16 protein-coding genes, 6 tRNA genes and 1 riboswitch are annotated in these 17,727 nt (G+C 29.0%); of the genes, 3 read left to right on the top strand and 19 right to left on the bottom strand.

Features of this window, described 5'->3' with window-relative positions:
• Positions 1-23: 23 nt before the first annotated feature.
• Positions 24-2,258, bottom strand: a complete 2,235-nt coding sequence (gene recD2, locus CLTHE_RS04130) for an SF1B family DNA helicase RecD2 (RefSeq protein ID WP_080022115.1) — start codon at positions 2,256-2,258, stop codon at positions 24-26.
• 126 nt (positions 2,259-2,384) lie between these two features.
• Between recD2 and nagA the strand changes: the two genes are divergently transcribed.
• On the top strand, positions 2,385-3,521 hold the full coding sequence (nagA, locus tag CLTHE_RS04125; protein WP_080022114.1) for an N-acetylglucosamine-6-phosphate deacetylase: 1,137 nt from the start codon (positions 2,385-2,387) through the stop codon (positions 3,519-3,521).
• A 29-nt stretch (positions 3,522-3,550) separates the two neighbouring features.
• On the opposite strand, the gene CLTHE_RS04120 is transcribed toward nagA, so the two are convergent.
• From CLTHE_RS04120 to CLTHE_RS04075, 10 genes are all read right to left on the bottom strand, one after another.
• Positions 3,551-4,012, bottom strand: a complete 462-nt coding sequence (locus CLTHE_RS04120; protein ID WP_080022113.1) for a hypothetical protein — start codon at positions 4,010-4,012, stop codon at positions 3,551-3,553.
• 114 nt (positions 4,013-4,126) lie between these two features.
• The gene (locus CLTHE_RS04115) at positions 4,127-4,969 is read right to left on the bottom strand and encodes a DegV family protein (RefSeq protein ID WP_080022112.1); all 843 of its coding nucleotides are present in this window, start codon (positions 4,967-4,969) and stop codon (positions 4,127-4,129) included.
• A 284-nt stretch (positions 4,970-5,253) separates the two neighbouring features.
• Entirely contained in the window at positions 5,254-6,432 is a 1,179-nt protein-coding gene (gene metK, locus CLTHE_RS04110) for a methionine adenosyltransferase (RefSeq protein ID WP_080022111.1), read from the bottom strand.
• 82 nt (positions 6,433-6,514) lie between these two features.
• A riboswitch (SAM riboswitch) is annotated at positions 6,515-6,630 on the bottom strand.
• Positions 6,631-6,952: 322 nt separating this feature from the next.
• Positions 6,953-7,037, bottom strand: a tRNA-Tyr gene (locus CLTHE_RS04105).
• A gap of 5 nt (positions 7,038-7,042) precedes the next feature.
• Positions 7,043-7,117: transfer RNA gene (locus CLTHE_RS04100), tRNA-Thr, on the bottom strand.
• Between the two features lie 33 nt (positions 7,118-7,150).
• A tRNA-Tyr gene (locus tag CLTHE_RS04095) sits at positions 7,151-7,235 on the bottom strand.
• A 3-nt stretch (positions 7,236-7,238) separates the two neighbouring features.
• Positions 7,239-7,313 (bottom strand) — tRNA-Thr (locus CLTHE_RS04090).
• 23 nt (positions 7,314-7,336) lie between these two features.
• Positions 7,337-7,412 (bottom strand) — tRNA-Val (locus tag CLTHE_RS04085).
• A gap of 9 nt (positions 7,413-7,421) precedes the next feature.
• A tRNA-Tyr gene (locus CLTHE_RS04080) sits at positions 7,422-7,506 on the bottom strand.
• Between the two features lie 169 nt (positions 7,507-7,675).
• Complete coding sequence (locus CLTHE_RS04075) at positions 7,676-8,185, bottom strand: hypothetical protein (protein ID WP_080022110.1); 510 nt, start codon at positions 8,183-8,185, stop codon at positions 7,676-7,678.
• 114 nt (positions 8,186-8,299) lie between these two features.
• Between CLTHE_RS04075 and yyaC the strand changes: the two genes are divergently transcribed.
• Positions 8,300-8,851, top strand: coding sequence for a spore protease YyaC (yyaC, locus tag CLTHE_RS04070; RefSeq protein WP_002598658.1), 552 nt, complete (start codon positions 8,300-8,302; stop codon positions 8,849-8,851).
• Positions 8,852-9,022: 171 nt separating this feature from the next.
• Here the strand turns inward: yyaC and mreB are convergent, their stop codons facing one another.
• From mreB to wecB, 8 genes are all read right to left on the bottom strand, one after another.
• Entirely contained in the window at positions 9,023-10,063 is a 1,041-nt protein-coding gene (gene mreB, locus CLTHE_RS04065; RefSeq protein ID WP_080022109.1) for a rod shape-determining protein MreB, read from the bottom strand.
• A 91-nt stretch (positions 10,064-10,154) separates the two neighbouring features.
• A complete protein-coding gene (gene spoIIID, locus CLTHE_RS04060) occupies positions 10,155-10,406 on the bottom strand; it encodes a sporulation transcriptional regulator SpoIIID (protein WP_002598660.1) in 252 nt (83 codons plus the stop codon).
• Between the two features lie 86 nt (positions 10,407-10,492).
• On the bottom strand, positions 10,493-11,221 hold the full coding sequence (locus tag CLTHE_RS04055) for a M23 family metallopeptidase (RefSeq protein WP_080022108.1): 729 nt from the start codon (positions 11,219-11,221) through the stop codon (positions 10,493-10,495).
• A gap of 131 nt (positions 11,222-11,352) precedes the next feature.
• Complete coding sequence (gene spoIID / locus CLTHE_RS04050) at positions 11,353-12,384, bottom strand: stage II sporulation protein D (protein WP_080022107.1); 1,032 nt, start codon at positions 12,382-12,384, stop codon at positions 11,353-11,355.
• Between the two features lie 123 nt (positions 12,385-12,507).
• Positions 12,508-13,767 carry a UDP-N-acetylglucosamine 1-carboxyvinyltransferase gene (murA, locus tag CLTHE_RS04045; RefSeq protein WP_080022106.1) on the bottom strand — a complete coding sequence of 420 codons (1,260 nt, stop codon included), beginning with the start codon at positions 13,765-13,767 and terminating at the stop codon, positions 12,508-12,510.
• A 21-nt stretch (positions 13,768-13,788) separates the two neighbouring features.
• Positions 13,789-14,391, bottom strand: a complete 603-nt coding sequence (locus CLTHE_RS04040) for a hypothetical protein (RefSeq protein WP_080022105.1) — start codon at positions 14,389-14,391, stop codon at positions 13,789-13,791.
• A 208-nt stretch (positions 14,392-14,599) separates the two neighbouring features.
• Positions 14,600-15,778: an acetyl-CoA C-acetyltransferase gene (locus CLTHE_RS04035; protein WP_080022104.1), complete on the bottom strand. Its 1,179-nt coding sequence runs from the start codon at positions 15,776-15,778 to the stop codon at positions 14,600-14,602.
• A gap of 129 nt (positions 15,779-15,907) precedes the next feature.
• Positions 15,908-17,053, bottom strand: a complete 1,146-nt coding sequence (wecB, locus tag CLTHE_RS04030) for a non-hydrolyzing UDP-N-acetylglucosamine 2-epimerase (RefSeq protein ID WP_195972807.1) — start codon at positions 17,051-17,053, stop codon at positions 15,908-15,910.
• Positions 17,054-17,194: 141 nt separating this feature from the next.
• Between wecB and CLTHE_RS04025 the strand changes: the two genes are divergently transcribed.
• Positions 17,195-17,689, top strand: a complete 495-nt coding sequence (locus CLTHE_RS04025; protein ID WP_002598667.1) for a deoxycytidylate deaminase — start codon at positions 17,195-17,197, stop codon at positions 17,687-17,689.
• Positions 17,690-17,727: the final 38 nt, after the last annotated feature.

Here is a 17,727-nt window from a genome sequence, read left to right as displayed (position 1 = left end):
AGTCTTTTACTAAAATTTTAAAATTAATCTTCTACAAATTCATGTTGTGTTATCTCTTTTATCTTATGTTCTAAAGCCGAATATCTTTCCATACTTTTTGTATTTTTAACCATATAATTAAGAGCCTTTGGCATTCCCACTACTACAACTAATTTTTTAGCTCTAGTTATACCTGTATATAATAAATTTTTATTCATTAAAAGTGGTGAACCCATAAATGCTGGTATTATTACAACCTTAAATTCACTTCCTTGACTTTTATGAATAGTTATTGAATATGCAAGTTCTAATTCATCTACATATACATAATCATATTTTACTCTTCTTTCATCATCAAATATTACAACTACTGTTTTTTCTTCTTCATTTATAGTTTGAATAAAGCCCATGTCTCCATTAAAAACACCAACGCCTTCTTCTTCACCTTCACCTGAAACTCTGGTCCATTTTAGAGAATAGTTATTTTTTGTTTGCATAACCTTATCACCTTCTCTAAAGGTAGTTTCTCTGACCTTCTTTTCCTTTTTATAATTTTCTTTAGGATTTAATACCTCTTGTATTTTCTCATTCATATTTTCTACTCCAAGTACACCTTTTCTCATTGGAGTTAAAACCTGAATATCTCTTAATTTATCCCAATCTTTATTAAATTTAGGCAATCTTCTATTAACTAAATCTATTATTGTATTTAAAATATCCTCACTATTTTCACTTCTTATAAAATAAAAATCATTTCCTTTTTTATTTAAATGAGGCATTTCTCCATTATTTATTCTGTGGGCATTTACCGTTATTAAACTTTCTGCTCCTTGTCTAAAAATCTCTCTTAATCTTACAACTTTAATAAATTCACTGTTTATTAAGTCATTTAAAACATTTCCTGCTCCAACTGATGGAAGTTGGTCTACATCTCCCACTATTATAAGTCTTGTTCCAAGCTTTATTGCTTTAAGAAGACTATTCATTAAATTTACATCTATCATTGATGCTTCATCTAATATTATTACATCACCTTCTAAAGGTTCTCCATCTCCTTTTAAAAATGTAGTTTTTTCTCCTTCTTCATCTGATACTCCCATTTCTAAAAGTCTATGAATAGTTTTAGCTTCTCTTCCAGTAGATTCAGACATTCTTTTAGCAGCTCTACCTGTTGGTGCTGCAAGAAGTACCTTTAATCCATTTTTCTCATAAATATCAATAATACATTTTATTATTGTTGTTTTACCTGTTCCAGGTCCTCCTGTTATTATTTCTATTCCTTCTGAAAATGCATTTAAAATAGCTTCTTTTTGCGAAGGAGCAAATGTTATTCCTTGACTTCTTTCAAACATTTTAACTTCATGTTCTACATCTGTATTTATAGTTTGGAAATTTTCTATTCCAAGCTCTATTATTTTTTTTGTTATACCAATTTCACTATAATAAAATGGAAGAGAAAATACAGCTTCTACTCCATTTATCTTTTCAACTATAATTCCTTTTTCAAGATACAAATTATATATATTTTCTTCTATTAAGTCTTTTTTTACAACTAAAGTTTCTGAAGCTTCTTCAATTAACCTTTCCTTTGGCATATATGTATTTCCATTTGCGCAAAATCTTCCTAAAACATAGTCAATTCCACTTTTTATTCTATAAGGAGATTCAGATATAACTCCCATATTCATTGCAATTTTATCAGCAGTTTTAAATCCTATTCCTGATATATCTTTGCATAATCTATAAGGGTTTTCTTTTATCAAATCTTTTGCTCTATCTCCATATTTTTTATAAAGCTTTATACATTGATTATTACTAAGTCCATACTCAGTAAAAAATAATATTATATCTCTTAATCCTTTTTGTTCTTGATAAGAATCATATATTATTTTAAACTTTTTATCTCCAATTCCTTCTACTTCTTTTAATCTCTCTATATTATTATCCAATATATCTAAAGTTTCTTCTCCAAAATATTCAACTATTCTTTTTGCTGTTACAGGTCCTATTCCATAAATAACTCCTGCACTTAGATATCTTTCAATACCATCTTTAGATGTTGGAAGTATTTCTTTAAATTCATCTATTTTAAACTGTTTTCCAAATTGCTTGTGAATAATCCATTCTCCAGTTAACTTTACACTTTGACCTTCTTTAGCAAAAGGCACAGCTCCAGTAGCTGTAATAGTTTGATTATTAACATTTACCTTTAAAACTGTATAACCAGAATCTTCACTTTTAAATACTATCCCTTCTACTAAACCAACTATAGTTTCCATTTTTTCTCTCCAAATCTTGCCTTAGTTATTTTTATTTTCAATTATATATTATATAATTATATCATAAGACATTTAAGTAAAATTATTTATGTCTACTAAACTATTTAAAATTTTGGAGGTGTTGTAATGTTAATAGAAAATTGTAATATAATTTTCCTAGATAGAATTGAAAAAGGTTCAGTTTTAATCGAAAATGGAAAAATAAAAGAAATTAACCCTAAGAATGTAACTGATTCAGAAGTTATAGATGCAAAAGGTATGTATTTATCTCCTGGTTTTATTGATGTTCATATTCACGGTGCTGGTGGACATGATACAATGGATGGAACATTTGAAGCTATAAATGAAATATCAAAAACAATATGTAAATTTGGTACAACTTCTTTTACTCCAACTACAATGACTGTTGCAGTTGAAGATATAAAACAATCAATGAAAGTTATAAAAGAAGCTAAAGAAAATGGTACAGATGGTGCAAATGTTCTTGGAGCTCACCTTGAAGGACCATTTATAAGTCCTAAAGCTATAGGTGCTCAAAATCCAAATTTCTTACAAGTTCCTTCAATAGCTACTTATGAAGAAATGGTTGGAGATTGCGCTGATGCTGTAGTTTCTATTACTGTTGCTCCAGAAGTTGATGGTGCTAAAGAACTTATAGAATATTTAAGTAAAAAAGGTATTGTTTGCTCAATAGGTCACACTAAAGCTAATTACGAACAAGCTATAGAAGGAATAAAATGTGGTTGTTCACATGCAACACATCTTTTCAATGCAATGACAGGATTTGCTCATAGAGAACCCGGAGTAGTTGGAGCTGTTTTCGATTCAGATATAACAACTGAAACTATCTCAGATGGAATACACATATCATTCCCATCATTAAGAGTTGCTTATAAACAAAAAGGAACAGATAAAGTTCTTCTTGTAACTGATGCTATGATGGCTTGCGGAATGCCTGATGGAAAATATTCTTTAGGTGGACAAGATGTTTTTGTTAAAGAAGGAGCAGCAAGACTTGAAGCTGGTTCTTTAGCAGGTTCAATCTTAACACTAGATAAAGCGGTAAGAAATATTTATAAAAATTCGGATTATCCATTATATGAGGTAGTTAAAATGGCTACTTATAATGGAGCTAGACACTGTAAAGTTGAAGACAAAAAAGGTCAAATAAAAGAAGGGTTTGACGCAGATTTAATTTTATTTGATGAAGACATAAATATAAATAAAGTAATAATAAACGGAAAAATTATACACGAAGCTTAAAAAAAGAGGATGTACTTCATCCTCTTTTTTTATTTAAATAACATTACTAATCCTAATATTATAGCTAATAGTATAATAGCAATTCCTATAACTTTATAATCATTATATTTATTATCTTTTTCTAATTGATAATCATACTTATCTTGATTACCTTCTTCTAATTCATATTCTATTGGCTCTTTATCTTTTTTTTCTGAAGTTTCTTTAACTTTAGAATCATTTTCATTAATCTCAGTTTCTTTTTCTATTAAATCTTCTTCAATGTATTCATTTTTTTCTTCTACTTCTTTTAATTCTCCACCATACACTTCATCAACTTCTATATTTCCTATCTCTACATCTTCAACTTTTTCTAATTCAACTTCGTCCTTTACATCCTCTCGTAATTTTTCCTCTTCAGTATTTATATTTTCTTCTTCAAAATCTAATCCACAAAATGGACATGAGTCCAAATCATCTTCTATTAAGTTTTTACACCTCTTACATAACATAAGCTTTCCTCCTATATAATTATATGGAAATCTAATATATTATATTTAAAAGCTATACCTATTGACACAAAAAAAACTATAAAAGCTTTTAAATATGCTTTTATAGCCTTAAAATTAATAATTAAAAAAGAAAATTCCTACTCCAGTTAATCCAACATGACTTCCTAAAACACTTCCTATTTTATTTATCATAAATTCTTTTTCTCCAAACCTCTCTGCTATACCTTTCTTAATATTATCAACAATAGATAAATCTTCAGCATAACTAATCCCTATTAAATTATTGTTCCTTATTCCTCTCTCTTCTAAAATATCCAAAATATAATTTAGAGTTTTCTTTTTCCCTCTTATAGATTTTATAAGATTTACTTCTCCATCCTTAAGATCTAAAACTGGTTTTATATCTAACATAGTTCCAACAAATCCTTTTGTTTTTCCTATTCTTCCTCCTTTAACAAGCCAATTTAAATCACCTAAAGTAAGGATATGTTCTATATGAGTTATTTTTTCTTGTAATCTATCTACTATTTCAAAAAATTCTAAATTTTCTTTGTTCATTTTTATACATTCTAAAACTAAAAGCCCTATAGCTGTAGAACCTGATTTAGTATCTATTATCTCCATATTAATGTTTTTATATTTCTCTTTAAATTCATTTAATATACTTTTTCCTAAATCATGAGTTCCTGAAAGCTTACTTGAAAACGCAAGATAAATAAAATCTTCTCCATTCTCACACATCTCCTCAAAAGCTTCATAAAAACTTACTGGTGATACTTGAGAAGTTTTAGGAACCACCCCTTTTCTCATATATTCATATACTTCTTCTAATTCTATAGTAACTCTATCATAATATTCTTTATCTTCAATTAGAACTTTAAGCGGTAAAACTTTAATATCATATTTTTTTATAATTTCTATTGGTAAATCACATGTACTATCTACTATTATCCTCATAACAATTCCCCTTTTTCTAACCTCTTTTTTCCATTATATAACATTTAATTATATTTATATATCTAAATTTTTATAATTCCTGCAATAATTAAATAAATTTATCCCCACTTAAATATTATATTAGTTATAAAGTTCTTTAATTATTTAAAAATTCTCTTCTCTATATCTTTTTTGAAGTATATATTCTATAATTTTATTTTATTTATAAAAAAAGACCCTTTCATTTTAGAAAAAGTCTTTTTTACAAAAATAAAAGGAGTTGAATAAATCAACTCCTTTTATAATTATTTCATTAATGCTTTTATTTCTTCTACTTTTGATAATTCTTCCCATGGAAGTTTAACATCAGTTCTACCAAAGTGTCCGTAAGCTGCAGTTTGTTTGTAGATTGGTCTTCTTAAGTCTAAGTCTCTTATTATAGCACCTGGTCTTAAGTCAAATACTTTTTCTACTATTGAAACGATTTGTTCATCTGATATTTTACCAGTTTTGAATGTTTCAACTCCAATTGAAACTGGTTTAGCAACACCTATAGCATAAGCTAATTGTATTTCTAATTTATCTGCAACACCAGCAGCAACTAAGTTTTTAGCAACCCATCTTGCAGCGTAAGCAGCTGATCTATCAACTTTAGTTGAGTCTTTTCCTGAGAAAGCTCCACCACCGTGTCTTCCCATTCCACCGTAAGTATCAACTATGATTTTTCTTCCTGTTAATCCACTATCTCCTTGTGGTCCTCCAACAACGAATCTTCCAGTTGGGTTTATGAAGTATTTAGTTTCTGCATCTAATAATTCTGATGGAATTACAGCATTTATTACATGTTCTCTTATATCAGTTTGAATTTGTTCTAAAGTTACTTTTTCACTGTGTTGAGTTGAAATAACTATAGTATCAATTCTTACAGGTTTTTCATCTTCATATTCAACAGTAACTTGAGTTTTACCATCTGGTCTTAAGTATGAAAGAGTTCCATTTTTTCTTACTTCAGTAAGTCTTCTTGAAAGTCTGTGAGCCATAGCGATTGGAGTTGGCATATATTCTTCAGTTTCGTTTGTAGCGAATCCGAACATCATTCCTTGGTCTCCAGCACCTACTGCTTCAACTTCATCTTTTTGACCTTCTTTTGATTCAAGAGCTTCATCAACTCCCATAGCAATATCAGCACTTTGCTCATCTATTGTAGTCATAACTGCACAAGTATCACAGTCAAATCCATATTTAGCTCTATCATATCCAATTTCTCTTATTGTTTCTCTTACAACCTTTGGAATATCAACGTAACAGTTAGTTGTTATTTCTCCCATTACCATTACCATTCCAGTAGTTACAGCTGTTTCGCAAGCAACTCTTGCGTTAGGATCTTTTGCTAAAATTGAATCTAATACTGAATCTGAAATTTGGTCACAGATTTTATCTGGATGCCCTTCAGTAACTGATTCTGATGTGAATAATCTTCTCATATCATTATTCTCCTTTCAAATCTATAAAAATTTTTTTATAATAAAAAAACTCTTCGATAAGAAGAGAACTAGTTGCCTATTCTTCTCATCTTGTAGATAAAATCTACAGGAATTAGCACCACACATATTAATTAAAATTAATTACTGTAGGTTGCTGGGTTTCACAGGGCCATTTCCCTCCACCTCTCTTGATAAGAGTTTAGTTATTTATTTTGCTTCATTTTCTTTGAAAATTGTAACACACTAAAATATAATAAGTCAACACATTATATATTTAATAAAATTCTATTTTAAAATATGAATTTTTTCTTAAGCAAGATAAACATAGAATATATCTTAGTAGTCAGTTTTTAACATTTATTTCATTTATATATTTTTAATGTTTTTAATATTTTCTCTTTAATATATAGTTTTGAATTTCTTAAATTTATTCACTATATTTATTTATTATTATGATACTAATATTATTATATTTATTAAAAAATTCTAATAAAAAAACGCTAAGATAATTCTTAGCGTTTGGTGGTGGGAGAAGGATTCGAACCTTCGAAGCAAGTTGCAACAGATTTACAGTCTGCCCCCTTTGGCCACTCGGGAACCCCACCTTATTTGGAGCTGGCAATAGGAATCGAACCTACAACCTGCTGATTACAAGTCAGCTGCTCTACCGTTGAGCCATGCCAGCAAATAAGTGATTTGAAATTTTTTAAAAATAAAATGGTGGTGGGAGAAGGATTCGAACCTTCGAAGCAAGTTGCAACAGATTTACAGTCTGCCCCCTTTGGCCACTCGGGAACCCCACCTAATGGAGCTGGCAATAGGAATCGAACCTACAACCTGCTGATTACAAGTCAGCTGCTCTACCGTTGAGCCATGCCAGCGCACGTTTTCATTTTATTTTTAATGGTGGTCACAACAGGGATCGAACCTGTGACCCCCTGCTTGTAAGGCAGGTGCTCTCCCAGCTGAGCTATGCGACCTTAATTAAATGGTGGTGGGAGAAGGATTCGAACCTTCGAAGCAAGTTGCAACAGATTTACAGTCTGCCCCCTTTGGCCACTCGGGAACCCCACCAAAACTTATTTAATTTACGGAAGACCAACGGCCAACCGACAATAGTTAGTATATATTCATAAAGGATTATTTTCAACCTTTAAATTAGGCTATTTAACAAAATTATCATTATTTTTCTATGTTTTTCTCCAATTATTTAACTTTTATACTTATATGTGATTTATTTCCCTTATTTATATCTGCCAATGATTTCAAAAAATAACTTACTATCCTCTAATAACAATCTTTCGCTTATTAAAGCTTTAACACTATTTAAATCTCCACTTAATATTCCTTCTTCTATTTTCATCAAATCTATTGTAGATAATCCATTCAATAATTTATCTACATTTTTTTTATCTTCAATAGACATATTTTCATTTATTTTTTTTACAATCAATTTGTTATTTTCTTTTTCTTCTTCTAATTTCTTAGCTATTTCCTCTTCAGCTTTTTTGGACTCCTCTTCAATCTTTTTAGCTTCTTCTTTTTTCAAATCTTTTTCTATTTTATCTTGTTCTTTTTTAGAGTCATCTAATTCTTTTTCTACATTTGTATTATCTTTCATATTATTATCAGTTTCAATAACATTTGAAGTATTTATTACTTGATTATTTTTTTCAGTTGGTTGCCACCAAACTAAAAAATACATAGTTAAACTCGTCATTATAAAAATCATAAAAACCAATATCTTCTTCATTATTATATCACCTCTTATTTGAATTAATGTCCACTTTAAAGAATTTTATTCAAACATAAGCTTTTTCGTATATATACAAACTCTCGTGAATATATTATCTAGGGGGTGAAATCTTTGAAAAAAATAATTCCTTTTAATTATCCAACTGCTACTAATTTAATTGGTGAATATTTAAAAGAACATATAAAAGAAAATCTCGTTATAGTATGTATTGGAACTGACAAATTTATAGGTGATGCTTTAGGTCCTATAGTTGGAAGTATTCTTAAATTCAACAATTTCCCTTATCCAGTATATGGAACTTTACATGAACCAATACATGCTCTAAATTTAAATAAATTTCTTTCCTCAATAAATGAAAAACATCAAAGCTCTTACATAATAGCAATTGATGCATGCTTGGGTACTAATGTTGGTGATATATGTATTAGAGATCATCCAATTTATCCGGGAAAGGGTGTTGGCAAAATTTTAAAAGAAGTAGGAGATATATCTATAGTAGGTATAGTTTCTAAAGGTGATTCCAATAATTTTTTAACTTCTAATTCTATTAGGCTTTCATTTATATATGATTTAGCTTGTATAATTGCTAAAGGAATTCTAAACGCATACAATTATAATCTTTCTGATATTTTAATAAAGGAATTATACTCAGATGATATATAATAATTAACTTTTATATTGGTGCTATTATAGTAATTAAATTTTATAATGTTTAATTACTATACGCCTTCTTCCAATTACTAAATGTCTATTAAATGAATAATATTTTATATTAGAAAATGTTATAAATTTTATTTTTTATTATTAAAAAAAATAAGTGCTAAAAAGCACTTATTAATCAATTAATATAACTTCTCCATTATTTACTGAAGTATCTAATTTATCTATGTATCCTAAAACCATTCCAGTTCCTTCAGCAACAGCTTCAACGGAGTTTTCTGCTATTTTAACTTCTAATCCAGTTTCTTTTTGAATTAATTTATCTAATCCATGTATTAAAGAACCGCCACCAGTCATTAAAATTCCTTGCTCTATTATATCAGCAACTATTTCTGGTGGAGTTTTTTCTAATACTCCTTTTACACCTTCGATTATAAGGTTTATTGGTTCTTTTAAAGATTCTCTTATTTCAGCTGAAGTTATAGATAAATTATCTGGAAGTCCTGTTAACATATTTCTTCCTCTAACAACTGCTTTTGAATCATTGTCATCTTCATATACTGATCCAATAGATATTTTCAACTCTTCAGCTGTTTTCTCACCAATCATTAGTTTATATTTGTTTCTTATATATCTAATGATTGCATCATCAAATTTATCTCCAGCAGACTTTATTGATGTTCTTATAACAATACCACCTAAGGAAATAACAGCTATATCGCATGTACCACCGCCAATATCTACTATCATGCAACCATTTGGTTTTGTTATATCTAATCCAGCCCCTATTGCCGCTGCTAAAGGTTCTTCTATAAGATGTACTTCTTTTGCACCTGAATTTCTTGCAGCATCTATAACAGCTCTCTTTTCTACTTCTGTTGCCATAGATGGTATGCAAATCATAACTTTTGGTGTTGTAATTTTTTTATTGCCACAAACTTTATTTATAAGTTCTTGTAACATTTTTTCTGTAACATCATAATCAGATATAACTCCATCTTTTAATGGTCTAACTGCAACTATATTTCCTGGAGTTCTTCCTATCATTTTTCTAGCTTCTTCTCCAACTGCCAATACTTTGCCAGTATTTTTGTTCATAGCAACTACAGAGGGCTCTTTTAGTACTATTCCTTTGCCCTTCATATATACTAGAACAGTAGCAGTTCCTAAATCTATTCCTAGATCATTGCCTCTATTCCATTTCCAAAACCACATCACTATTCCACCCTTTTCTTTTTTTTGAAAAAATTCTATTTTTTTCTACTTATACTTTAAATTATATATGGAATAGCTTATTCTTTCAACATTATTCAGCAGTTTTATACTTCATTTTAGTAGCTTTTCCACCTCTTATATGTCGTTCTGATTTATTAATTTCTAAAACAGTATGAGTTTGTTCAGCTATTGCAGGGTTTATCTTTGGTAGTCTTTCTGTCATATCCTTATGGATTGTACTTTTACTAACCCCAAAAACTTTTGCAGTTTTTCTTATTGTTGCTTTTGAATCAATTATATATTGTGCAACTTCTAATACCCTTTCTTCAATATAGTCTTTCATTTTGTACCTCCTTAGAGAATTCATCATTGTTATTAGTATTTTTATTAATCAGCCATTTTATTCAAATGACTGATTAATTTGATAACTTACTTTTTAAATGAAAAGTATTTTCCTGGATCAATTTCTTTATATTCTTTATCTTTAAGTTCATACATTCTTATGTGTAAAAATTCACATTTTAATGAAGCACCTAAACTTTGAGCTGTTTTACCAACTTTTCCTATAACTTGACCTTTTGTTACGTTATCACCTTTTTTCACTTTTAAGTTTGTATCTAAGTTACAGTATTCTGTTTTAACTCCATTTGTATGCTTAATTACTACAGTAGTCCCAAACATTACGTCATTATTTTTAACTTCATCAACAACTCCAGCTTCACCAGCTTTTACTTCTGTACCAATTTTTGCAGCTACAGAAATACCACCATACATTTCACTTCTCATTTTGTCTCCTGAGATTATTGCATCATCATAACCTTTGACAATCTTACCTTCAACAGGATTTATAAAAGAAAGTTTTGGTGTACTTACTGGTTTAGTAGAATCTGCTTTTTCCTTTTCAACTCTTTCTGAGTTCTCCATAGCTTGTGAATTTGCTGTATCATTTGGAACATCTAAGCTAACTTCTTTTTCTATTGGTTCTTTAGCCTCATTTCCTTTATCTGCATTTACACCTTTTAAAACCACTATTCCTGAAATAAGAATTACACATATACCAGTAAATATAGCTATGTATAAGCCTTCTTTTTTACTGATTGAGCTATTTCTAAAGAATCCTTTTATTTTATTAGTTATTTCTTTGATTTTTTGTTTCATTAAATCAACACCTCCTAATTTAAATTGTGTCCTTTTTTTACATTTTTAATCATTTAATCTATTTTTTACATAAATTAAGCAAATAAAAAGGTGATATTTGAGTAATCTCCCAAATATCACCTTTTTATACACTATTTATATTTAATTTTTTTAATTTCTACTCCACTATAATAATGCTTTAGTATTTCATCATATTTTTTTCCTTCTTTAGCCATTACATTAGCTCCCCATTGGCTCATTCCAACTCCATGTCCACTTCCTTTTGTTTTTATTTTTACTTTATCTTTAAAAAATTCTAGTTCACAATTTGCTGAACTTAAATCATATAATTTTCTGAATTCAGTCCCTTTTATAATTGCCTGTCCTATTTGTATTTTTTCTATAGATCCACCTTCTGTTCTTCCTAACACTTTTACATTAGATTGTACATTTGATGAATTAATATTAGCTCCATAAGTTTTATTAGCTAAACTTGCAAATTGTAAATTTGTAATTTCTTTTTCTCCTGTAAACTTAGGAGAAATCTCTTCTCCCTTACTTTCTATAGATTTTAAATAAGGAACAGCTGAAACAAAAACATCCTCAGAATTTTCTGTTTTTCCAGAGCTAGTTGAGAAAAATTGTGGATACTTTATTATTTCGCCATTATAAGCTAGTACTTTTCCTTCTGTTTCTTTAACTGCTTTTTCTAATTTTTTATAATTACTATCTGCTACTTTTTTATCCCATTGAGCTTTTCTCTCTTTTTTATTCATGTAAACTTGGCAATGTATTGTATCACATATATCTCCCTTTTTAGCTATATCACACTTTTCTTCTCTTTTAGTAAAATAATACGTTCTAGCTGCTACAGCTTGTGCTTTTAAAGCTTCCTCTTCAAAACTTATTGGCATCTCTCCTGAAACTACTCCTATTATATAATCCTCTAAATCTATTTTTTCTGTTTTTCCTGTATTGCTTCTATATACTTCTACTTTTTTATTACCTTCTACTGTTATATAAGGATTAGTCTTTTGTGAAATAGTAGTTCCTTCTTCATTTAAATTATCTATGTCTATACTTTTTCCTAGCAGTAATTTAGGTAATATTATTAGACAAACTACTATAACTAAAGTTGTTACTCCTATAGTCATTAAATTTTCTCTAAGGTCTTTACTATTCATAAAACCACCTCCAAACTTCATACATCTATATATATGTCCTTTCTAATTATTTATTCTTACCTTTGATAATTTTATGTAAAGCAAAAAAAAACTAGTACAGCTTATAAACAGCTGTACTAGGCTTTATATAGTAACTCTTTCTATATTAACTCCAAGTTTTCTAAATTTTTCTTCTATATTTTTATACCCTCTATCAATGTGATATATTTCTCCAACTCTAGTTTCTCCTTCTGCCACTAATCCTGCTAATATAAGAGCTGCACCTGCTCTTAAATCAGTTGAATTAACATCACATCCTGTTAATTTAGGACATCCTTCTATAACAGCAGTTCTTCCATCAATCTTTATGTTTGCACCCATTCTTAATAGTTCTGGTACGTGCATAAATCTATTTTCAAATACTGTTTCTGTTATTAAACTTGTTCCTTTTATAGTTGATAATAATGCCATCATTTGTGGTTGCATATCTGTTGGAAATCCTGGATGTGGTAGGGTTTTTATATCCGCTGTAGATTTATCATATCGACCATCTACTATTATTCCATTTTCTTCTTCTGTTACTACAACTCCACATTCTTTTAATTTTTCTATTATAGGCATTAGATGTTCTTCATTTACATCATTAATTTTTATCATACTATTTGTAATGGCTGCTGCAACCATAAAAGTTCCAGCTTCTATCCTATCATAAATAGGTTGATGAGTAATTCCATGTAAATTTTGAACTCCTTTTATTATAATTTTTCTTGCTCCACCACCATAAATATCAGCTCCCATTTTATTTAAGAAATTAATTAAATCCCAAATCTCTGGTTCATCTGCTGCATTTTCTATTATTGTAGTTCCTTTTGCTAAAACTGATGCCATAATTATATTTTCTGTAGCTCCTACTGATGGAAAGTCTAAATAAATTCTATTTCCTATAAGTTTTTTAGCAGTTGCTTCTATATAACCATGACCTTGTTTTATATTTGCCCCTAGAGCCTTAAATCCTTTTAAATGAAGCTCTATTGGTCTACTTCCTATGTTACATCCACCTGGAAGAGATATTTTACATCTTCCAAATCTAGCAAGCATAGGTCCCATTATAAGAAATGAAGCTCTCATCTTTCTAACTAATTCATTAGTTTCTTCTAACGGATTTATATTATAAGAATTTATAACTAGATCATTTGTTATTTCTGAATATTCAACTTCACTGTTTAATTCTCTTAATAAACTAGTTATAACTTGAACATCTTCAAGCATTTTTACATTTTTCAAAACTATCTTTTCAGGACACAATATGCATCCAGCTATAATTGGTAAAACTGAATTTTTAGCTGAACTTATATCTACTTCACCTTTTAATTCCTTTGTTTCTTTTACAATTATTTTTTCCATATTTTCCTCCATAATAAATTTTTAGTATGTTGTAAATATTACTGGAGTTCCAATTATAAGTTGTAGCCCTGTATCATAATTGACTAACCCAAAATTCACATTTTCTTTACCTAACTTTATATTTCCTGTATACCCATTTTCAATTTTTAAAATTTTTGCATTTTTAGATTCTATTTTTTTTAGTATCTCATCAATATTTCCGTTAAAGCTTCCTTTATAAAACTCAAAATATTCATATTTACTTGAATGTTTATCTATTATTTTATTAAGTTCTTCTTTTATATCTTCTGTTAGAATATTTTTATCTTTATTTATAACTGTAGAACATACATAAACCATTGAACCCTCTTGCCAAACTCTAATTTCTATATGAATCTTTCCATATAAATATAAGTTGTTATTTTGTTCATTAATATTATAATTACTACCTAAAATTTCTTTAATTTTTTCTTTTTCTTCTTCTACAGTTAAATTAGAAATATATTCTAGTCTAACCCCATTTTCTATAAATTCTGTTTCATTCATTGTTTCTTTCTTAACTATATAATATGAATCTTCTTTATAACCACCTAAGCCTACAATACTAAGGACAACTAAAAGAAGAATTATAACTTTTTTAAGCATTATATTCCCCTACCTTTCCTCTTAATTATTGTCCTTTTTGTATTTTTTATACATTTTTTACATTGTTTTTATATTTTAATATATCCTTATTTTTATTATTTTGTTACTATTTAAATTTACTTCACAAAATTCTATTTTTTGTTTTTTTGCATAAAAAAAGATGCATTGTAAAAATACAATGCATCTTAAAATTTATATATTTTAATTATTATCTTTCAACTATTACAGCAGTTCCAAGTCCACCACCAATACATAAAGTAGCTAGACCTCTCTTAGAATCTCTTTTTTCCATTTCGTGTAATAATGTTACTAATATTCTAGCTCCTGATGCTCCAACTGGATGTCCTAAAGCTATAGCTCCACCATTTACGTTAACTTTGCTCATATCGAATTTTAAATCTCTAGCAACAGCTATACTTTGAGCTGCGAATGCTTCATTAGCTTCGATTAAGTCTAAGTCTTTAACTTCTAAGTTAGCTTTTTCTAAAGCAACTTTAGTTGCATGGAATGGTCCGTATCCCATTATTGCTGGATCTAATCCTTTTGAACCATATGAAGTAATTTTAGCCATTACTTTTAATCCTAATTCTTCAGCTTTTTCAGCACTCATGATTACGAAAGCAGCAGCTCCATCATTGATTCCTGAAGCATTACCAGCAGTAACTGTACCATCTTTTTTGAATGCAGGTCTTAATTTTCCTAATCCTTCTAAAGTTGAACCGAATCTTGGGAATTCATCAGTATCAAATATTTTTGGTTCACCTTTTCTTTGTGGAATTACAACTGGTACTATTTCATCTTTAAATCTTCCTGATTTTATAGCAGCTTCTGCTTTATTTTGAGAATTTACTGCGAAGTTATCTTGATCTTCTCTAGTTATTCCCCATCTTTCAGCAATGTTTTCAGCTGTTATACCCATATGGTAATTGTTAAATGCATCCCATAATGCATCATTTATCATAGAGTCAACCATTTTTCCGTCTCCCATTCTTTGACCCCATCTTGAACTTTTTAATACATATGGAGCTTGAGACATGCTTTCCATACCACCAGCTACGATTATATCAGAATCTCCAGCTTTTATCATTTGAGCTGCTAAACTAACTGCTCTTAACCCTGAACCACAAACTTTGTTTATTGTCATTGCAGAAGTTTCAACTGGTAAACCAGCTTTTAAAGTTGCTTGTCTAGCTGTATTTTGTCCTAATCCAGCTTGTATTACATTTCCCATTATTACTTCTTCTACTAATTCAGGTTTTATTCCAGCTTTTTCAACTGCAGCCTTTATAACAGTTGCTCCTAAATCAACAGCTGGAACATCTTTTAATGAACCTCCAAATGAACCTAATGCTGTTCTTACAGCACTAACTATTACTACGTCTCTCATCTTAATAACCTCCAATTTATATATAATAAAATATTTTTGCTTTTAAACCTTTGTTAAACTCTTAACATACTTTTATTATAACCATTCTTGGAAGATTAATCAATAGTTTTTTGTTAAAACTTAGACAAACTATTTAATATATTCGTTAACTTTTTTATCACTTAATCCAAAATATACCTCTATTGCATCACAAATTCTTTTTGAAGCTAATCCATCACCATAAGGATTTACAGCTTTACTCATGATTTCATAAGCTTTTTCATCTCTTATTAATAAATTTGCTTCACTTGTTATTTTAGTAACATCTGTTCCAACTAATTTAACAGTTCCATGTGATACAGCTTCTGGTCTTTCTGTAACATCTCTTAAAACTAAAACTGGTTTTCCTAAGTGTGGAGCTTCTTCTTGTAATCCACCGGAATCTGTCATTACCATAAAGCATTTGTTCATTAAATTGTGAGTTTCTTTAGTATCTAATGGATCTAAAAGATGAACTCTTTCTTTTCCACCTAATCTTTCATAAACCACTTCTTTAACTATTGGGTTTAAATGTACAAGATAAACTAATTCAACATCTTCATTTTCTTCTACTATTTTGTTTAAAGCTTCACAAATATTTTCTATTCCAGCACCCCAGTTTTCTCTTCTATGTGCAGTTATCATTATTACTTTTTTGTTTTCAAAGTCTATTTTATTTAATTCTTCTGTTTCAAATACAAAATCTTGCTCTACTGTATGTTCCATAGCATCAATAACAGTATTTCCTGTTATAAATATATCTTCCTCTTTAATACCTTCTCTTAAAAGGTTATTTTTTGAACCTTGAGTTGGTGCAAAATGTATATCTGCTAAAGCTCCTGTAAGCTTTCTATTCATTTCTTCTGGGAATGGAAAATATTTGTCAAAAGTTCTAAGTCCAGCTTCTACATGCCCAACTTTTATTTGTTGATAAAAAGCTGCAAGTCCTCCTGCAAAAGTAGTTGTAGTATCTCCATGAACTAATATCATATCAGGTTTTTCTTCTGCAAAAACTTCTTCTAATCCCTCTAAAACTCTATTTGTTATGCCAGTTAAAGTTTGTTTGCTTTTCATAATGTTTAAATCATAATCTGGCGTTATATCAAATTGTTCTAGAACTTGATCTAACATTTCTCTATGTTGAGCAGTAACGCAGACTTTAGATTGAATTCTTTCTCTTTTTTCTAGTTCTTTAACTAAAGGTGCCATTTTTATTGCTTCTGGTCTAGTTCCAAATATAGTTATTATTTTTTTCAATTTAGTTTCCTCCTGGTTATCTATAGTTAATTTATTTTTTATTTAAACTTAATATAAATTATTTCGCTTTTTCCTCTATTTTATTATAATGTACTTATAACCTAAAAACAATTAAAGCAATAATATTTAAGGAGTGATTTTATGAAAAGATCTGACTTCATATCTTGGGATGAATATTTTATGGGGCTCGCTCTTTTATCTGCAAAAAGAAGTAAAGATCCAAGTACTCAAGTTGGTGCATGTATAGTTAGTCAAACTAACAGAGTTTTATCAGTTGGATATAATGGATTTGCTTTTGGGTGTTCAGATGATGAGTTCTCTTGGGAAAGAGAAGGAGAATTTTTAGAAACTAAATATCCATACGTAGTTCACGCTGAATTAAATGCTATTTTAAATAATAGAGGTGTTTCTTTAGAAGGAGCAAAATTATATGTTGCATTATTTCCATGCAATGAGTGTGCAAAAGCCATAATTCAAAGTGGAATAAAGCAAGTTATATATTTAAGTGATAAGTATGCTGATACAGATATAGTTAAAGCTTCTAAAAAAATGTTTACTGCTGCTGGAGTTAGATTAACTCAATTAAAACCATCAATTGAAAAAATAGAACTTTCTTTTAATGTAGATGATATTTAATTTAAATAGACCTCATATATTTAAATATATGAGGTCAT

The sequence above is a fragment of the Clostridium thermobutyricum DSM 4928 genome (assembly GCF_002050515.1).
Lineage (GTDB): Bacteria > Bacillota > Clostridia > Clostridiales > Clostridiaceae > Clostridium > Clostridium thermobutyricum.
This window is presented reverse-complemented; position numbering and strand designations above follow the sequence as displayed.